General features: G+C 66.9%; 13 protein-coding genes. 4 read left to right on the top strand and 9 right to left on the bottom strand.

The genetic code is table 11. From position 1 onward, the window contains the following. Positions 1–23: 23 nt before the first annotated feature. Positions 24–1,019 carry a PDR/VanB family oxidoreductase gene (locus tag ACI48D_RS16905; protein ID WP_435572403.1) on the bottom strand — a complete coding sequence of 332 codons (996 nt, stop codon included), beginning with the start codon at positions 1,017–1,019 and terminating at the stop codon, positions 24–26. 18 nt (positions 1,020–1,037) lie between these two features. Continuing rightward, on the bottom strand, positions 1,038–2,567 hold the full coding sequence (locus ACI48D_RS16900) for a Rieske 2Fe-2S domain-containing protein (protein WP_435572402.1): 1,530 nt from the start codon (positions 2,565–2,567) through the stop codon (positions 1,038–1,040). Positions 2,568–2,763: 196 nt separating this feature from the next. On the opposite strand from ACI48D_RS16900, the gene ACI48D_RS16895 reads away from it, so the two are divergent. After that, entirely contained in the window at positions 2,764–3,438 is a 675-nt protein-coding gene (locus ACI48D_RS16895; protein ID WP_435572401.1) for a GntR family transcriptional regulator, read from the top strand. A 219-nt stretch (positions 3,439–3,657) separates the two neighbouring features. Here the strand turns inward: ACI48D_RS16895 and ACI48D_RS16890 are convergent, their stop codons facing one another. The 5 genes from ACI48D_RS16890 to ACI48D_RS16870 all read right to left on the bottom strand — a co-directional run bounded on the left by ACI48D_RS16890 (position 3,658) and on the right by ACI48D_RS16870 (position 11,311). Further along, positions 3,658–4,236, bottom strand: coding sequence for a flavin reductase family protein (locus ACI48D_RS16890; protein ID WP_435572400.1), 579 nt, complete (start codon positions 4,234–4,236; stop codon positions 3,658–3,660). A 20-nt stretch (positions 4,237–4,256) separates the two neighbouring features. Further along, positions 4,257–5,801 carry an ATP-binding response regulator gene (locus ACI48D_RS16885; RefSeq protein ID WP_435572399.1) on the bottom strand — a complete coding sequence of 515 codons (1,545 nt, stop codon included), beginning with the start codon at positions 5,799–5,801 and terminating at the stop codon, positions 4,257–4,259. Between the two features lie 124 nt (positions 5,802–5,925). Continuing rightward, on the bottom strand, positions 5,926–7,881 hold the full coding sequence (locus tag ACI48D_RS16880; protein ID WP_435572410.1) for a CocE/NonD family hydrolase: 1,956 nt from the start codon (positions 7,879–7,881) through the stop codon (positions 5,926–5,928). Between the two features lie 83 nt (positions 7,882–7,964). Next, positions 7,965–8,879 carry a PLP-dependent cysteine synthase family protein gene (locus ACI48D_RS16875; protein WP_435572398.1) on the bottom strand — a complete coding sequence of 305 codons (915 nt, stop codon included), beginning with the start codon at positions 8,877–8,879 and terminating at the stop codon, positions 7,965–7,967. Between the two features lie 98 nt (positions 8,880–8,977). Continuing rightward, the gene (locus tag ACI48D_RS16870) at positions 8,978–11,311 is read right to left on the bottom strand and encodes a PAS domain S-box protein (RefSeq protein ID WP_435572397.1); all 2,334 of its coding nucleotides are present in this window, start codon (positions 11,309–11,311) and stop codon (positions 8,978–8,980) included. A 197-nt stretch (positions 11,312–11,508) separates the two neighbouring features. Here ACI48D_RS16870 and ACI48D_RS16865 point away from each other — a divergent pair, with 197 nt between their 5' ends. Further along, positions 11,509–11,898, top strand: coding sequence for a cupin domain-containing protein (locus tag ACI48D_RS16865; protein WP_435572396.1), 390 nt, complete (start codon positions 11,509–11,511; stop codon positions 11,896–11,898). Positions 11,899–11,900: 2 nt separating this feature from the next. Here the strand turns inward: ACI48D_RS16865 and ACI48D_RS16860 are convergent, their stop codons facing one another. Beyond that, positions 11,901–12,635, bottom strand: a complete 735-nt coding sequence (locus tag ACI48D_RS16860) for a hypothetical protein (RefSeq protein ID WP_435572395.1) — start codon at positions 12,633–12,635, stop codon at positions 11,901–11,903. Positions 12,636–13,268: 633 nt separating this feature from the next. Then, entirely contained in the window at positions 13,269–15,668 is a 2,400-nt protein-coding gene (locus tag ACI48D_RS16855) for a TIM-barrel domain-containing protein (RefSeq protein WP_435572394.1), read from the bottom strand. A gap of 347 nt (positions 15,669–16,015) precedes the next feature. On the opposite strand from ACI48D_RS16855, the gene ACI48D_RS16850 reads away from it, so the two are divergent. Beyond that, a complete protein-coding gene (locus ACI48D_RS16850) occupies positions 16,016–17,155 on the top strand; it encodes an extracellular catalytic domain type 2 short-chain-length polyhydroxyalkanoate depolymerase (protein ID WP_435572393.1) in 1,140 nt (379 codons plus the stop codon). Between the two features lie 111 nt (positions 17,156–17,266). Continuing rightward, entirely contained in the window at positions 17,267–18,043 is a 777-nt protein-coding gene (gene xth, locus ACI48D_RS16845) for an exodeoxyribonuclease III (RefSeq protein WP_435572392.1), read from the top strand. Positions 18,044–18,200 lie beyond the last annotated feature (157 nt).

The following is an 18,200-nucleotide window of genomic DNA, read 5'->3' as shown; positions in this document are numbered from 1 at the left end:
TTGTAGTCTTGGTCGTGAAAGGGTCAGAGGTCGAGCAGCAGCACCGGGCTGGTGGCGCGCGAGACGCAGGCCGTCAGGAACTGGCCATGTTCGTCGTCGCCGAGGATGTAGTCGCGGTGGTCGACTTCGCCCTCGAGGTAGCGGATCTTGCAGGTCGCGCACAGGCCGGCCTGGCAGGAGGTCTCGATGCGGATGTTGTTCTGCTCGAGCACGTCGGCGATGCTGCGGTCCGGCGGGACCTCGAGCATGGCGCCGCTGCTGGCGATCTTCACCATGAAGGCGCCCGGCTCCAGGGCCTGCGCGCTCGGCGCCGGTTCGGGCGCCTTGAAGTGTTCGAAGTGGACGGTGCCGGCCGGCCAGTGGCCGGACGCTTCGGCGCAGGCCTTCATGAAGCCGGCCGGGCCGCAGTAGAACAGGTGCGTGCCTTGTTCCGGTTCGCGCAGCAGGCCGGCGATGTCGAGACCCTGCTCCGGCTTGCCATGGTCGAAGTGATGCACCAGCTTCCCGTGGGTCCAGGCCATGCCGAGTTCTTCCCTGAACGCGGCGCAGCCGGGATTGCGGGCACAGTAGTGCAGCTCGAAGGGGATGCCGGCCGTATCCAGCGCATGCGCCATCGACTTCAGCGGCGTGACGCCGATGCCGCCGGCCAGCAGGATCACCTTGTTCGCCTCCGGCACCAGTGCGAAGTTGTTGCGCGGCTGGCTCACCAGCGCCAGGTCCTGCACGCGCAGGGCGTCATGCAGGGCCTTGGAGCCCCCGCGCCCTTTTTCGTCGCGCAGCACGGCGATCACGTAACGGTGCCGCTCGGCCGGCGAATTGCACAGCGAGTACTGGCGCGTCATCCCGTTCGGCAAATGGATGTCGATGTGGGCGCCGGCGCTGAAAGGCGGCAGCTCCTCGCCCTGCGGGTGCACCAGCTCGTACGAGTTGATGCCGCTCGCTTCGAAGCGGATCTGGCGCACCAGCAGGGAAAGGCGCGTCTGTTCCCGGCTGATGATATGGGTCTGGGTCATTTCCATGGCTGTCTCACGGCTCGCTTACTTTTTGGTCGACTGTTCCAGCTCGTCGAATTTCTGGCGCACGAAGGCGGCGCGTTCGTCACCCTTCATGCTCTCGCTCTGGGTCAGGATGGCGACGATCTGGCGCGTCACGTGGCGGCGGCGCGCCACTTCTTCCTCGACGGTCTCGCCTTCCGGCACCTCCAGCACGTTGCCCGAGCAGTAGCTGTTCGGCGCGGCGCCGTTCTCGCGCAGCCAGGCAGCGAACTGCTCGGGACCGGCAGCCGGATTGCTGCCGCGGACGGCGTCGCGCAGCATCTTCCGGAACAGGAATACGCCGGCGTCGAACTTGGTCGGGTTCTCCAGCGCGTGCACGGCGATCGGACGCTGGCTGATGATGGCTTCGTAGTCACCCGGCGCGTACTGGCACTCCTTGTAATTCTCGCGGGCGCGGTGGTCGGAGGAGATCGGCGGCATGTCCTCCAGCTTGTACTTGCCGAAGCGCTCCGGGCGGCGCATCGCCACCTGGCCCTCGAGGAAGTCGATGGTCTCGTAGCCCACCATCTGCTTGTTGCCCACGCCACGCGTGTCGATGCCTGGGCCCATCACGCGCCAGCCGATCATCTTGCTGTTGACATCGTCGACCGGCACGGTCCAGCGGACGATGTGGAAGCGGCTGAACAGCTTCTTGCTGGAGCCGTCTTCCGAGGTGTAGGCGTGCAGGCTCAGGTTCGGCAGCACCTGATGCTGGACCCGCACGAACAGCTTGTCCTTGTTCACGCGGCGCGCGCCGGCGCAGGCCAGGCCGCGGCCACCCTGGATCGGGACGAACTGCATGTCCGGCGCCACTTCCATCGAGGCGGCGCCCACTTCGTCGAAGGTGGTGCCCTGGAACTGCTTGTTGACGACGTTCTTGGCGGCGTGCAGCGCGGTCGGGTGGAAATTGTCTGCAGCGTTGTCCTGCACCTGCAGCCAGTTACAGTGCTGGAAGTTACTATAGGGGACCAGCTCGTCGCCTTCGGCCACCGTGAAATTGCCTTCCCACTCGGGGAAAGGCGGCTCGTCTTCCGGCGGGCCCATGTAGGCGAACACCAGGCCGTTGCGCTCGAAGGCTTTATAGGCGCCCTGCTTGATCGAGCAGGCGTACTTCTCGGCTTCCTTTTCCTCGCCCTTCGGGAAGGGCACGTGCAGGCAACTGCCGTCGACGTCGAACACCATGCCGTGGTAGCAGCACATGATGCCCTTCTCCTGGATCGCACCGTATTCCAGCGAGGCGCCGCGGTGCACGCAGTGGGCGTGCAGCAGGCCGATGCGACCCAGGCCGTCGCGGAATGCCACCAGTTCCTCGCCGAGGATCTTCAGGAAGTGCGGGGTGTCGGTCAGCTCCATCGACATGCAGACCGGATGCCAGAAGCGGCGCATGTATTCGCCCATCGGGGTGCCGGGGCCGACTTCGGTCAGTTCCGGATCGTGGCCCGGGATCTTGTTGGCGTAATAGCCGCCGAAGGGAATCAGCTTCTTGGCGACCGGCTGGCTGGCTGCTTCTGCGGTCTTGTCGCGGGTGTTCATCTATCGTCTCCTCTGGAAAATATTCGTCGCCTGGGCTTTTGGCGCGCACTCCGTATTCTGTATACAGAGTACATTCTTGGCGCGTCCGCGCCGAATGTCAACCACTATTTTCTGTCGTGTGCGGCGCATTCGTATGGTCGAGCGCGGAAATTGACTTTGGATCAGCCTCACGTATACTGAATACAAAGGTGAACACATGCTCAACAAATTTTCGAAAATCCAGGCACGCCCGGACCTCGTCGATCAGGTCTACCAATCCCTGCTGGACGCCATCAGCGACGGTTCGCTACCGCCCGGCACCCGCATCACGCAGGAAGAAATCGCCGAGCAGATGGACGTGTCGCGCTCCCCCGTCCTGCAGGCGCTGCGGCTGCTGAAGAAGGACGGGCTGGTGAAGGATGCGCCGGGCCGCGGCCTGCTGGTCGCGGAGCTGGATCCGCAATGGATCGGCAACCTGTACCAGGTGCGCGGCGCACTCGACACGCTGGCGGCACGGCTCGCCGCCGAACGTAAGGCGAGCATCGATCCCGGCATCATCGCCGCCGGCCGCAAAGCGGCGCGCGGCAAGGACGTGAAGGCGATGATCGACGCCGACATCGCCTTCCACATGGCGATCTACAAGGCATCGGGCAATCCGCTGATCTTCGAGACGACCCAGTTCCACTGGGTGCACCTGCGGCGCGTGATGGGCGCGGTGCTGCAGTCGGCCATGCAGCGCGAATCGATCTGGGACGAGCACGAGGCGATGGCGAAGGCGATCGCCGAGGGCGACGTCGCGCGGGCGGCCGAGATGTCCGAGCATCACGCGACCGAAGCGCGCGAGAACCTGGTGGCGCGGCTTGCGGAAGTGCTGAACCATCAGGTGGCATGAAGAGCCCGCGCGCCTTTGCTCATCGATTGACTCGAACCCGGACTGCGTGAACCCGAGCGGGGCAGACAGGGCAGCGGCCGGGTCAGCCCTTCGACCTGTGCGACGACATCACCAGTGGGGCGATGGGCGGCTTCTGCGCCGACGCGCTCAAGCCCCTGCTGACCGCCCGGCGCGGCGCCGAGCTGCAAAGGATCGGGCGCCAGCGCTGACGACTACGGATCATTCGCCGCTGCCGGCGTCGCCGGCATTAAACGGGGCGCCGATCTCGAAGAAGTGTCCGCCCGCCACGTAATGGATGCTGCGCTTGCCGCCCGCCTCCACCTTCCAGTGCGCGCCGTCGAACACCTCCGGGTCGGCCCAGGCGGCCACCACCTCGCCCAGGAACAGGTCGTAGGCCTGCTGGATGTGGGGTTCCGGAATCAGGCGGCACTCCAGCCAGCCCAGGCAGCCCTCGACCAGCGGCGCCTTGACGACGGCGCCCGCCGCGCTTGCGATGCCGTAGGCCGCGAACTTGTCGACCTCGCTGCCCGAGGCGCTGCCGACGTCCAGGGTCAGCCGGGCCAGCTCGCGCGAGGGGATGTTCAGCACGAACTCGCCCGACGCTTCGATCAGCCCGCGCGAGAAGGTCGACTTGTCGATCACGACCGCCACCTTGGGCGGGTCGAAGTCGAGCGGCATCGACCAGGCCGCCGACATGATGTTGGAGCGCCCGCCGTGGTGGCTGGTGACGATCACGGTCGGGCCATGGTTCATCAGGCGGTAGGCCTTGCTCAGTTCGACCGCTACGCGTCGGTTCATGCTGCTCATCCTTGACTCCATCAGAAAGCGCCTTGACGGCGCGCGCGCATGCCGGGCGGCCTGGCCGCGAGGGCTTGCATCAGTTCGCCGATATCGACCGGCTTCACCAGGTGACGGTCGAAGCCGGCCTCCCGCGAGCGCTGCAGGTCCTGCTCCTGGCCATAACCCGACAGGGCGATGAAGACCGCGTCCGCCAGGTGCGCGCTGGCCTTCAGGATCCGGCACAGCTCCCGCCCATCCTGCTCCGGCAGGCCGATGTCGAGGATGACCGCGTCCAGCCGTTCGGCCGCGGCGCGCGCGAGGGCCGCTTTGGCATCGTATTCGACGAACACCGTATGGCCGGCGGCATCGAGCAGCAGCGCCACGGTATCGGCCGCATCCCGGTTGTCGTCGACGACCAGGATACGCATCGCCGGCGGCGCGGGGCGCACGGCCGGCATGGCCGCCGCCGGTCCTTCGCTGGAGCGGGACTGTTCGAGACGCGGCAGGCCGATCGTGAAGCGGCTGCCGCATCCGCGCCCGCCGCTATGCACGGCCACGCTGCCGCCGTGCAGCTCGACGATGCGCTTGACCAGCGCCAGCCCGATGCCCAGGCCGCCCTGGGAGCGGTCGGGGGTGCGCTCGGCCTGCACGAACAGGTCGAACACATGCGGCAGCAGGCCCGCCTCGATACCCTGGCCTTCGTCGGCGACCTCCAGTTCCACCCTGGCGGGAAGGACTCTCAGCTCGATGTCGATCGCCCTGCCCTCCGGGCTGTACTTGCTGGCATTGCCCACCAGGTTGCTGATGACCTGGGTGAGCCGGATCCGATCGCCGCATACGTAGACCTCGCCGTCGGGCAGGCGCACGTCCAGCGCTTGCCGCTTCGATGCGATCGAGGTCCTCACCTGTTCGATCGCGCCATGCAGCGCTTCCTTGAGGTCGACCGGCTTCTTGTCGATCATGACCAGGCCGCGCGTCACGCGCGAGACGTCGAGCAGGTCGTCGACCAGTTTGGTCATGTGGCGCACCTGCCGGCCGATGACCTCGCCCGTTTGCGCCACGCGCTCCTGCGTGCCGCGCCCGAGCTTCAGCAATTCGGCGGCGGTGCTGATGCCGGCCAGCGGATTGCGCAGTTCGTGCGCCAGCATGGCCAGGAATTCGTCCTTGCGGCGGCTGCCCTCTTCGAGCTCGCGATTGGCCTCGGCGAGCTTGCCGGCCTGCTCCGCCAGCCGGACCTGCAGCGCCTTCACGCGATGGCCGAAATAGCTGATCGTGACGCCGATCACCAGGAAGCTGGACATCACCACCATGCTGGCCGGCGTCTCCAGGCCCAGCTGCTGGACCGGCTCGATGAACAGGTAGTCGCTGATCAGCGCACTGCAGAGCGTCGCGAAGATGCCCGGCGCGAAGCCTCCGTACAGTGCCACCAGGATGACCGGAACCGTGAAGATCACCACCGGAATGGTGCCGCCCACCACCGGCCCCATCTGGAAGCGCACGGCAGCGGCGGCGAGTACGCCGATCAGCGCAAGCAGGTAGGGTGCAACGCGGGTCGCGAAGGAAGAAGTCGGGCGGATAAGCACGGGGGAAAGCAGTCCGGAGGGGTGGCGATGAATCGGTAAGTGATCGTTGATCGCGGGCGTACACCCGCGATGGCATTCTAACCGAACGGCGCCGCGCGGGCCGCCCGGTCCGCAGGCGCCCGCCTCAATGCGCCGGCATCACCAGCAGCTGCAGCCCGGACGGGGTCTGGGCCGCGTGGTAGACGCGCTGCGTCGCGGCCTTGAAGTCTTCCGGCCTGGCCTTCGGGATCGACATGAAAGTCTGCGGGTTCAGGTCGATCAGCGGGAACCAGGAGCTCTGCACCTGCACCATGATGCGGTGGCCGCGCCGGAAGCTGTGGTTGATGTCGCCCAGGTGGTAGCTGATCGCCTCGACCTTGCCCGGCACGAAGGGCTCCGGCTTCTCGAAGCTGTTGCGGAACTTGCCGCGCAGCGGATTGCCGCGCACCAGCTGCTGGTAGCCGGCCAGGGACGGGTGCGGCGCGCCGACGTCCTTGCCGCGCGCCGGCCGCTCGCCTTCGGGGTACTCGGCCGGGTAGACGTCGATCAGCTTGACGACCCAGTCGGCATCCGTGCCGGTGGTCGAGACGAACAGTTTCGGCGTGACCGGGCCGGCGATGGTGACGTCGTCTTCCAGCACCTCGCTCTGGTAGACCAGCACGTCCGGGCGGGTGGCGGCGAAGCGCTGGTCGGACACCATGTACTCCTGCGGCACGCCGGTGGAGGCGTAGCCAATGTAGGGCACCGGCTTCTTCGGATCGGATACATACTCGTCATAATCGGCGCCGGACTGCGCGCCGGACGCAGGCTGGGTCCAGCTGAGCTTCCCGCCCGGCGCGAAGTACAGCATGCGCGGCTTGGCCTGGACCGGGGGCCAGGCGGCGTACTGGCGCCAGGTATTCGAGCCGGTCTCGAACACGGTCACCTCGGCGATCGCCCTGGCCGGCTTCACGCCTTTCAGGTGCTGCTCGAAGAACGGGAACTGGATCTGTGTTCGGAAGTAGTCGCCGGTCTTGCTGTCGAAGCGTACCTGGCCGAGCTGCTGGCCGTCGTAGCGCGCCCAGCCGCCGTGCACCCAGGGGCCGATCACCAGGCCGCTGAAGGTGGTCGGGTTGTACTTCTTGACCGCGTGGTAGGTCGTGAACGGGCCTTGCGGGTCTTCGGCGTCGAACCAGCCGCCCACCGACAGCACCGCCGCCTTCACGCCCTTCAGGTGGCGCGAGATGTCGCGCGTCTGCCAGAACTGGTCGTAGGTGTCGTGCTCGATGGTCGGCGCCAGGTAGGCGCGCTGCTTGTCGTCCAGCGTGGCCAGGATGTTCGGCATGGTCTGGTGCTTCAGGAAGAAGTCATAGGCGTCGGCGGCGCCGTAGTCGAAACTCGCGCGGCTCTTCGGGCCGGCGGTCGGGTTCTGCTGCTCGACGAAGTTGGCATAAAAGCCGAAGTTCGACGCCAGCATGAACGCGCCGCCGTGGTAGGAATCGTCGCCCATGTACAGGTCGGTCACCGGGGCCTGCGGCGAGGCCGCCTTGATCGACGGGTGCGAGTCGATGATGCTGGCCGAGGTGTAGAAGCCCGGATAGCTGATGCCGTAGATGCCGGCCTTGCCGTTGTTGTTGGGGACGTGCTTGAGCAGCCATTCCATGGTGTCGGCCATGTCCTGGCTTTCCTGGCCTTCGCCGGCGGCGCGCTGCGCCTTCAGGTGCGGCGTCATCTCCTGCCATTTACCCTCGGACATGTAGCGGCCGCGCACGTCCTGCTTGACGAAGATATAGCCGGCGTCCTCGAATTCCTTCGACGGGCCGATCGCCGCCGGGAACCAGTCTTCGCCGTAGTGCAGCTCGCCGTCCGCAACCACGCCCGCGCTGTACGGCGTGCGGTTGACCAGGAAGGGATAGCTCTTCGAGCCGTCCTTCGGCACGTAGACCACCGTGAACAATTTGCTGCCGTCGCGCATCGGGATGCGGTACTCGTACTTGGTGTAGCTGGCGCGCAGGTCGCGCTGGGCGGCCGGCGCATCGGCCGCGATGGCGGGATTGCCGGCGGCGACGCCGAACGCGAGGGACAGCGACAGTGCGATGATCGAAACAGGACGGCGGGACATGGGGCTCACGTGGTTTCCTTATCGGAAAGATAAAACCCCCAGTATAAGCATGCCGTCCGGAATTTGTCAGTATCGGCTGAGCGTCAAAAATACTTCGACAGGTAGTAGGCACCCGAATCCGGGAACACGGTGGCGACGCGCAATCCGCGCACGCGCGGCAGCAGCGCGGCGATGCCGGCCGCGACGCAGCCGCTGGAGCCGCCCGCCAGGATGCCCTCCTCGCACGCCAGGCGCTTGCACCAGGCCAGCGCATCCTCGTCCGGCACCTGCACCACATCGTCCACCACGGCCGGGTCGAAGCTGCTTGATGCCTGGCGCTTGCCGACGCCCTCGATCCTGGTGCCGAACGGTCCGTCCGCGGGCTGGTCGGTCACCAGTTTGCGGTAGGCCGAGTTCGGCGGTTCGACGCCGATCACCCGCACGCGCGCATCACGTTCCTTCAGATAGCGGCCGATGCCGGAGATGGTGCCGCCCGAGCCGATGCCGCAGACGAACACGTCGATCTCGCCGGCCAGCTGGCGCCACAGCTCGGGGCCGGTATCGCGGTAATGGGCTTCACGGTTCAGCGAGGTGGAATACTGGTCGAGATAGTGGGCGTCGTGCTCGCGCGCGAGGCGCTCGGCCACCGCGTGGTAGCCGTGCGCCGATTCGCCGTGGTCGGGCGCGCAGGGGTGGACGGTGGCGCCGTAGGCCTTGATCCGCTTGATCTTTTCACAGCTGGTGGTGTCCGGCACGGTAACGTCGCAGCGCAGGCCCAGCACGGCGCTGGCCATGGCGAGCGCGGCGCCGGTATTGCCGGACGAGCTTTCGACCACGTGGACCGTGCCCTGCGGCATGTGGCGCAGCATGTGCCGCACCATCCGGTCCTTGATGCTGCCGCCGGGGTTCATGTACTCCAGCTTGGCTACCACGTCCGCACCGGGAAAGATCCGCCCGAGCCTGACCACGGGCGTTTCGCCGATTGCCTCCATCACGGAATCTTTGACTTGGGATTGCACGCCTGTCCTTTCTGTGAAGTTTCTGCAAAGAAAGGTTAGCACGGACAATTTTTACGTGGCGCAAGATTGCAAACAATCCTGCGCGTCCCGCGTCACACTTACCGGGAGGCGACGGCCGCCAGCACCGCTTCCTTCAATTGCAGGTCGGTGAAGGGTTTGGTCAGGACCCGCACCGCGAGGTCGGTCGCGCCGGCCACCAGGCTGCCGTAGCCGGAGGCGAACACCAGCGCCACCCCGGGATGGGCGGCGGCGATGCGGCGCGCCAGGCTCAGGCCGTCGAGGTCGGGCAGGCTGTAGTCGACCACCGCGACGTCGATGCGTTCGCGGGCCAGCATGTCCAGCGCTTCGGCCGCGCTGGGCGCTTCCGCCACGCCGTAGCCGGCCGCCTGCAGGATGTCGCGGTACAGCTCGCGGGCCTGGGCATCGTCTTCGATCAGCAGCACGCGCTTCCCTTGCTCCGGAGCCTGCGCGGCGCGCGGCGGCTTCGGCGCCCGTGCCGGTGCCTGCGCAGCCTGGCCGCCGAGAATCTGGCGGACCTTGCTGGCCAGCTTTTCGCGCCGATACGGCTTGCTGAGCAGTTCCACGCCCGGATCGAGGCGGCCGCCGTGGATGATCGCGTTCTGCGTGTAGCCGGAGGTGTACAGCACCTTCAGGCTCGGCAGCAACATCTTCGCCTGGCGCGCCAGCTCGGTGCTCTTGACCGGGCCGGGCATGACCACGTCGGTGAACAGCAGGTCGCAGCGCACCCCGGCGCGCAGCACCGCCAGCGCCATCTCGGCATTATCGGCGCGCAGCACGTGGTAGCCCAGGTCGCCCAGCATCCCGACCACGGTCGCCTGCACGTTGGGGTCGTCCTCGACCACCAGGATGGTCTCGGTACCGCCGCGCGCTTCGCCGGCGTTCGGCTCGGGCAGCAGCTGCTCGCTCTCCAGGGTGCGCGGGAAATACGCCTTGATCGTGGTGCCGTGCCCGACTTCGCTGTAGATGCGGAAGTGGCCGCCGCTCTGCTTGACGAAGCCGAAGGCCATCGACAGGCCCAGGCCCGTGCCCTGCCCTTCGCCCTTGGTCGTGAAGAAGGGTTCGACCGCGCGCGCCAGCACCTCGGGCACCATGCCGGTGCCGGTATCGCTGATCGCCAGCAGCACGTACTGGCCGGGCGGTACCTCGTGCGCGGCGCTGACGTAGCTGTCGTCCAGCATGGTATTCGACAGCTCGATGGTCAGCTTGCCGCCGTCCGGCATGGCGTCGCGCGCATTGATGGCCAGGTTCAGCACCACGTTCTCGAGCTGGTGCGGGTCGACCAGCGTGTTCCACAGCGAGGCCGAGACCGCGGTCTCGACCTCGACCGTCTCGCCGACCGCGCGCTGCACCAGGTCTTCGAGGCCGCGCACCACCCGGCCGGCGTTCAGCACCACCGGCTGCAACGGCTGGCGGCGCGCGAAGGCGAGCAGCTGGGCCGCGAGCTTGCCGCCGCGGTCGACGGCGGTCAGCGCCATCGACAGGTAGCGCTGCGCAGCCGGGATGCCCGCCACCGTGCCGCTCAGGAGCTGCAGGCTGCCGCCGATGACCTGCAGGATGTTGTTGAAGTCGTGGGCGACGCCACCGGTCAGCTTGCCGACCGCTTCCAGGCGTTGCGCATGCTGCAGGGCTTCGCGCGCATCCTCGAGCTGGGCGCGCTCGGTGATGTCGCGCGTGATCTTGGCGAAGCCGACCAGCTTGCCGTCCGGATCGTGGATCGCGTCGATCACGACGCTGGCACGGAAAGTGCTGCCGTCCTTGCGCACGCGCCGGCCCTCGGCTTCGGCGCGGCCATCCGTGCGCGCCCTGGCCAGGATCTGGGCCGGCAGGCCGTTGCGGCGGTCCTCCTCGGTATAGAAGCAGCTGAAATGGCTGCCGACGATCTCCTCCGCCGTATACCCCTTGATCTTGCGTGCGCCGGCGTTCCAGGTCGTGACCACGCCTTCCGGCGACAGCATGTAGATCGCGTAATCGACCACGCTCTCGATCAGCAGGCGGAACTGCTCCTCGGTGCGGCGCAGCGCATCGCGCGCCAGTTTCTTGTCGGTGATGTCGCGCGTGATCTTGGCGAAGCCGAACAGGTCGCCGACGTCATCGTAGATCGGGTCGATCACGACCGAAGCCCAGAACCGGGTGCCGTCCTTGCGCACGCGCCAGCCTTCGGCTTCGAAACGCCCGGTTTCCAATGCCGTCTTCAGGGCCAGCGCCGGCATGCCGGCGGCGCGCTCCTGCTCGGTGTAGAAGCGCGAGAAGTGCTGACCCAGGATCTCGTGCTCGGCATAGCCCTTGAAGCGGCGCGCGCCGGCATTCCAGCTGGCGACGGTGCCGTCGGGATTCAGCATGTAGATCGCGTAGTCGGCCACCCGCTCGATCAGCAACTGGGCGCGGCGCTGGGCATTGAAGTCGCTCGGCATGGGAAAAGCTTGGGCAGGAAATTCCCGAGTATATCAGTCGACATCGAAAAAATGTAATCGGGAAATTTATGTGTCCAATATTGCAATGATCAGAGCACGCCTGCGGGCCACCTGCGCCAAATGTCCGCCTCTTATACAATCGATATCAGGCGGGGCGGCCGTGGCCGTCCGGGTTTGAACCAATCTGGAGAACAAGCATGTCGGGTTACAGCATCAACATCGAACAAAAAACGCTAGCAGGCAACAACTTCCGCGAGGTCCTCTACACGACCCAGCGCAGCCAGCTGGTCATCATGACCCTGCAGCCCGGCGAAGAGATCGGCATGGAACACCACACGGGCCATGACCAGTTCATCCGCGTCGAAGCCGGCACCGGCGTCGCCATCCTGGACGGCGAAGAGCACCAGCTGGAAGACGGCGTGGCGGTGGTCGTCCCGGCCGGCACCGAACACAACGTGATCAACACCTCGCAGAGCGAGCCGATGCGCCTGTACACGCTGTACACGCCGCCCGAGCATCCGGACGGCATCGTGCACGCCACCAAGGCCGAGGCCGACGAGTACGAGAAGCAGCACCACGCGGAGTAAGCCTAGCCTTTGCAGGCGAAGCCGTAGCGGGTCATCTCGCAGCCGCGCTGCAGGCACTGGCGCTCGTCGTAGCCGTGGGCGCGGCACTGCATCAGCGTTTCTTCGCGGCGCTGGCGGGCCGACGGCTCACGCGCGGGTTCCGCGGCGCGCGCTTCGACCCGCGCACGTTTTTTGGCGTGGCTGCGCGGGTGCCTGGGCTGGGTGACGGCCGGCGCTTCCGCCATGGGTACCGGCACCACCTTCCTGTCGGTAGGTTCAATGCCGGCGGCCGCGGCCGTCGATGGGCCCGCCAGTCCGCCCACCGCGTCCACGCCGCCGGCGCTCCGGGTGTCGGCCGGGAGCACTGAAGACGGCGCCGGGGTTGCCGCTGGCGGCGTTACCGGTGGCGGCGTGGCGGCGGGAGTGCGTGTCGTCGCCAGGTTTGTGTTGGTCGGCAAGGCCGGCGCACTGCGGACCGGTCCGGGCCGCGCCGGAGCCGCCAGCGTCGCCGTTGCCGGCCCTGGATTCGGATTCGTGTTCGCCACCACCACCAGCGCGCCCTCCACCTGGCTCTGGTCGTACAGCCACAAGCCACCGCCCGCCAGCAGGGCCAGCAGCACACCCGCCGCACCCCAGGCACCCAGGCGACGCGACCAGCGGCCGCTCCATTCCGACCTGCTGTGCATTGCGGCCTCGCGTGCCAGGCGCTCGGTGAGCCAGTCGGGATCGCCACCGCCGCCCGCCCTGGGCAGGGGCAAGGTGGCGTCGAAGGCACCTGGCCGTGGCGCGAATCCCTTGGGCTCGATGGACAGATGCGCGCCGGGCGGCGGCGTGATGTGAATCGGGGCGGGGCGTGCCGGACCGGCAACGGCGGGATCGACTGTCCCGGTGTCGGCCGGGACGGCCTGCCTCCGCGGCGTTGGCGGCGCAGCCGGATCGCGCGGCGCCGGACGCGGCGGATCGGGCACCCGCGGCGTGGTCGAATCGCCTGCCGGCACCGGCGGCGGCGCTTCCGCCCGCGCCTGCGCTTGCTGGGGGCGATGCCAGACCGCCGGGCGCGACGGCGCAGCGGCCGTGCCGGCGGCCACCGGCGGCACGGCGGGTTCAGTGCGCGCAGCTGGTGCGGCGGGCGCAGCGGATTCAGCTGGCGCAGCGGATTCAGCTGGCGCAGCCGGCGCAGCGGGTTCAGTGTGCGCAGCTGGTGCGGCGCCGCCCGGGGGCGGCGGCCCGGCCTGCGCCGAGCTGTTTTCGTTGAGGTCCTGCAGCAGTTGGGTCTTCATGGTGCGATCGAATCGCTTCGGCGTTTCGGCCTGCCAGTTTACCGAATCCCCCACCAGACCGGAGCGCGCCTGAACGCCGGCGCCCTCCGGACTGAGCCGCCAAACCGGGGCTTACAGCGCGACCGTCACCTGCATCGGCGCCTGGCGCAGCACAGGCAGCGCCACCTCCAGCAGGCGTTTCTTGGCGTCCCAGCGGAAAGCCAGCGTCTTGCCGCCGACCTGGACGGCACGCGGCTTGCGCGCCACATTGTGTACCTTCAGCGCGAAACTGTGCGGCGACGCGGCATACGAAGCGCCGGCTTCCGGCTGCAGGCCGATCTCCAGCCGGTCGGCGTCCGCACGGCTGCTGAAGCGCACCAGCTCGTATTTGCCGGCCGCGTAGGCGTTCGGGGTCTTGCCGTCGTCGTCGTACAGTTCACCGCCGGACGACGTCACCGTCGCGTCGTGGTAGTAATGCAGGTCCAGGGCGCGGGCCGAATAGTCGCGCGTGCTCTGCACCACCTTCGCCAGCGGCACGAAGGCGCCGGCGCGCACATAGGTCGGAATGTGGCCGGGCACGGTCGCCACCACTTCGGTAATGCCGCCGCGGTGCGGCTGGTCGTCGTAGAAGTCGAACCAGATGCTCCCCTTGTCGGGGAAGTGGACTTCCTTGCGCGCAGCGCCCGGCTCGACCACCGGCGCCACCAGGAAGCTCGGACCCCACAGGTAGGTCGACGAGATCGCCGGCGCCGCATCGTCGTCCGGCTCCTCGAACAGCATCGGACGCATCATCGGCATGCCGGTACGGCTGTTCTCGAAGGCGATCGTGTAGTTATACGGCAGCATGGCATAGCGCAGGCGCACCGCCTCGCGCGCCAGCGCCTTGGTCTTCGCTTCGCGGAACACCGGCTCGGCCGCCACCTCTTCCTGGGCGTGCGGCCGGAACACCGGCTGGAATACGCCGTACTGCAGCCAGCGTACGTACAACTCGTCGTCCAGTACCGGGCCGGCGAAGCCGCCGAGGTCGGAGTGCATCCAGGCCTGGCCCTGCATCCCCATCTGCAGCGAGATTTCCATCTGCGACTGCAGCCCGCCCCAGCCGCGGCTGACGTCGCCGGACCACGGGATCATGCCGAAGCGCTGCGAGCCCGAATAGCCCGAACGCATAAGGATGAAGGGACGCTCGTCCGGATAATCGCGCGCATAGCCGTCGTGGATCATGCGCGCCCACTCGTGGCCGTAGATGTTGTGGACCTGGTCGGCACTGCCCGCCGCATGCTGCGCCTCGGCCGGATGGACTTCCGGCTCGCCCAGGTCGCCCCACCAGCCGGCCACGCCGCCCGCCTTCAGGCCCTTGTAGATGCTCCAGAACCAGTCCTTCGCCTGCGGCCTGAAGACGTCGACCAGGCCGGTGTTCCCGAAGTAGAAATCGTAGGCCAGCGGCTTACCGTCCGCACCTAGCGCCAGCACGTCCTTCTGCACCGCCTCGTTCCAGCGCTTCGACGTCGTCAGGATGAAGGGCTCGGTAATCAGGACCGTCTGCACGCCCTTCTGCTTGAAGTCCGCCATCATCTGTTCGGCGTGCGGGAAGCTGTCGCGGTCCCAGGCCAGGTTGCCCATCGTGCCCTTGACGGTCTTGCCGAACCAGTACAGGTCGAGCACCACGGCATCCAGCGGAATGCCGTCGGCGATGAATTTATTCACGACCGCGCGCGTCTCGGCTTCGTCGTGGTAGCCGAAGCGGCTGGCGAAATTGCCGAAGGCCCAGCGCGGCGGCAAGGGCTGGCGCCCGGTCAGGCGGGTGTAGCCGTCCATGATCTGGGCCCAGTCGTCGCCCGCCACCACCTGGTAGGTCTTCGGACCGCCGATCGTCTCGAAGCGCAGGGTGCCGTCCTTGCGGCTGTCGAGGTCGAGGTAGCCGGCCTGCGGATTGTCGAAGTGGATCGCGTAGCGCTTCGACGACAAGGCCATCGGAATCCCGTAGCCCATCTGCTCGGCGTGATTGGCGAAGCCGTAGGAAGCCTTGTTATACAGCGGGAAGCGGTAGCCGCGGCGGTTCATGCCGACCGCGCGCGAACCGGCGCCGTACAGCGCTTCGCCGCCGTCGACCGCGAATTCGATGGATTCCAGCTTGTCGGCATGCGCGTAGCCGCGCTTTTCGGCCACCAGCGGCCGGCCCTTGTAGCTGTAGCCGATCCGGAACGGCGACTTTTCCACCGTCACGGTGATGCCTTCGGTGACGAGCACGATGCGCTCGCTGTCTTCCTTGACCTGCAGCGGCACCTGGCCCGGAGCCAGGACCACGGCGTGCGAAGCGGCCACCGGCTTGCCCTCGTCCGCGCTCGGGATGAAGCTGGTCTCGACGATGTTCGGCGCGTAGGGCTTGATCAGGTAGCGGCCGTCGCTGGTGGCGATCTCGAAGCCTTTGCCGGCCACGTTCTTGAAGCCGAGAAAGTGGCGGTCAAGGTTCTGGGCGTGCGCGAACGGGCTGGCGGAAAGAAAGGCGGATGCCGCGAAAATGATGAACTTCATGGTCTCGTTGTCGTTGTCGTGATCGTGAGCGAGCCTGTCTGGCCGCAGGCAGAAGCATGCCAGAATTTCCACGCCAGAGGTAGTAAGTTTACGGCAATCGCGGCACAAGCAATGGCTTGCCGGAGCAAGTACCTGGAAAGTTGATGTAGTTTGACTACTCCCCTGACACTGCCAGGCCGCTCCGACGGGCATGAAGCCGCCTTCCATTCCTCCAGGGACCTAACGGGCGGCCCCCGACATCGCCGCTCGATATACTTCAGCAAAGGCTGCGAAATCGCAAACGCGTGAATAAACGAGACTCGGCAACGCAGTCTTCGCAGCTGTTCTGCCGGGTCAAGGAGACGACAATGACGGTAATGCGTTTTAATCGACGGTTGGCACTGCAAGCGATGCTGGCGCTCGCCGTGGCCGGATGCGGTGGCGATGCCACGACGATGGGCAGCTCGTCGCCGGTGACCACATTGGCGACCTCGGGAAGCGCCATCACGCAGGCCGCGTCGACGATCGCGAAGCTTCAACGCTACCAGATCGACCCGGCGAAAATCTTCGTCGCCGGCATTTCGTCGGGGGGCTTCGCGGCGGTACAGATGCACGTCGCCCACTCTTCGACGTTCAAAGGGGCGGCCATCTACGCGGGCGGGGTGTACTGGTGTGCAGGGCCCGACGGCGCCGCCGGCGCCCTGGCAAATTGTGGCGGCGAGACGCTCCCGACCAACCAAGCGTCCTACAACAGCACGCTTGCGGCTTCCGAAGCCTACCTCGACGCCCAATCGTCTCTCGGCACCATCGACCCGGCCTCGAATCTCCAGGGCCAGCCGGTATACCTCTGGTCCGGCACACAGGATGTCGTCGTCAATCCGCGCGAGATGGCCGATCTCGATGCGGAATACCGGCATTATGGTGCGAACGTCCGCTTCGACAATACCTTCCCTGCCGCCCACGGCTGGGAATCTCCCGGCGGCGAGCTCCCCTGCGGTACGCTCGGGAGCCCCTACATGGTGAAGTGCTCGGTGAACGGCGCGGCCTACGATTCGGTGAAAACCTGGCTGACCATGTTCCTCGGACGCTTGAACCCCCGGAATAACGGAAAGCTGTCAGGCAGCTTGTCGGCATTCGATCAAACTGAATTCGGGGCATCGTCCAGTGTCTCGATGAGCCCGACGGGAACGGTCTTCGTTCCGAAAGCGTGCCAGGCAGGGAAACCCTGCGGATTCGTCCTCGCGCTCCATGGCTGCCTCCAAGAAGCCTCGCTGATCGGGAACCGCTGGGTCGCCGAGGCTGGCATCAACGAGTGGGCCGACACGAACAATCTGGTGGTCGTGTATCCCGACACGGTGGCGTCATCCGCGCCCGGACCGACCAATCCGAATGCATGCTTCGACTGGTGGGGCTACTCGAATCAATACGATCCGAACTATGCGCTCAAAAGCGGCGCACAGATGTCCGTGCTCTACGCGATGGTGCAGCGCGTGACCGGCCGGCCCTGAGTTCCTGGCCTGGTGTACATCGGGCGCGCGTTTGCCGCCGGCGAGTCGAAAAGCTGATCAGGTATGATCGTCCCAGCCCATAATCCCAGGACGCCTTGCATGAAACGAAAGATGAGGATCGCAACATTCAACGTCAACGGCATCAACAGCCGCCTGCCCGCCCTGCTGCAGTGGCTGGAAGAGACCCAGCCGGACGTCGCCTGCCTGCAGGAGCTGAAAGCGCCGCAGGAAAAATTCCCGGAAATGGAGATCCGCGCCGCCGGCTATCATCCGATCTGGCACGGCCAGAAGAGCTGGAACGGGGTCGCCATCCTGGCGCGTGGCGTGGAACCGCAGGAAGTCGGGCGCGGCCTGCCGGGCGACCCGGCAGACGAACAGAGCCGCTACATCGAGGCGGCCGTGAACGGGATCCTGGTCGCCTGCCTGTATCTCCCCAACGGCAACCCGGCGCCGGGGCCGAAGTTCGAGTACAAGCTGCGCTGGTTCGAGCGCCTGCACGCGCGCGCCCAGGAGCTGATCGACAGCGGCGCGCCGGTGGTCCTGTGCGGCGACTACAACGTCATGCCGACCGAACTCGACGTCTACAAGCCCGAGCGCTGGCTCGACGACGCCCTGTTCCGCCCCGAAACCCGCGCCGCCTACCACAAGCTGCTCGACCAGGGCTGGACCGATGCGCTGCGCGCGACCCATCCGGACCAGGTGATCTACACCTTCTGGGACTACTTCCGCGACGCCTACGGCCGCAACGCCGGGCTGCGCATCGACCACCTGCTGCTGAGCCCCGCCCTGGCGCCGAAACTGAAGGCCGCCGGCGTCGACCGCGAAGTGCGCGGACGCGAGAAGCCGAGCGACCACGCGCCGACCTGGGTCGAGCTGGACTGGCCATAGCATGCCCATGAAGCTGACGATCGCGCCGCCTGAATCTCAGGCCGCGCGGCCCGGCGTGGCGGCGCCTTCCTGCGCCACCTCGGCCAGGACCTCGGCCAGCCGGCGCGGATCGACCGGCTTGACCAGGTGGTGGTCGAAACCCGCCGCCAGCGCCGCG

Source organism: Massilia sp. LXY-6, from assembly GCF_051233485.1.
Lineage (GTDB): Bacteria > Pseudomonadota > Gammaproteobacteria > Burkholderiales > Burkholderiaceae_D > Telluria.
Note: the sequence above shows the minus strand (reverse complement) of the source record. Positions and strands in the feature narration are given on the sequence as shown.

Coding starts and splice junctions, on each gene's coding strand:
- ACI48D_RS16905 (WP_435572403.1), bottom strand. CDS start 1,019: ATGGAAATGACCCAGACCCATATCATCAGCCGGGAACAGACGCGCCTT.
- ACI48D_RS16900 (WP_435572402.1), bottom strand. CDS start 2,567: ATGAACACCCGCGACAAGACCGCAGAAGCAGCCAGCCAGCCGGTCGCC.
- ACI48D_RS16895 (WP_435572401.1), top strand. CDS start 2,764: ATGCTCAACAAATTTTCGAAAATCCAGGCACGCCCGGACCTCGTCGAT.
- ACI48D_RS16890 (WP_435572400.1), bottom strand. CDS start 4,236: ATGAACCGACGCGTAGCGGTCGAACTGAGCAAGGCCTACCGCCTGATG.
- ACI48D_RS16880 (WP_435572410.1), bottom strand. CDS start 7,881: ATGTCCCGCCGTCCTGTTTCGATCATCGCACTGTCGCTGTCCCTCGCG.
- ACI48D_RS16870 (WP_435572397.1), bottom strand. CDS start 11,311: ATGCCGAGCGACTTCAATGCCCAGCGCCGCGCCCAGTTGCTGATCGAG.
- ACI48D_RS16865 (WP_435572396.1), top strand. CDS start 11,509: ATGTCGGGTTACAGCATCAACATCGAACAAAAAACGCTAGCAGGCAAC.
- ACI48D_RS16855 (WP_435572394.1), bottom strand. CDS start 15,668: ATGAAGTTCATCATTTTCGCGGCATCCGCCTTTCTTTCCGCCAGCCCG.
- ACI48D_RS16850 (WP_435572393.1), top strand. CDS start 16,016: ATGACGGTAATGCGTTTTAATCGACGGTTGGCACTGCAAGCGATGCTG.
- xth (WP_435572392.1), top strand. CDS start 17,267: ATGAGGATCGCAACATTCAACGTCAACGGCATCAACAGCCGCCTGCCC.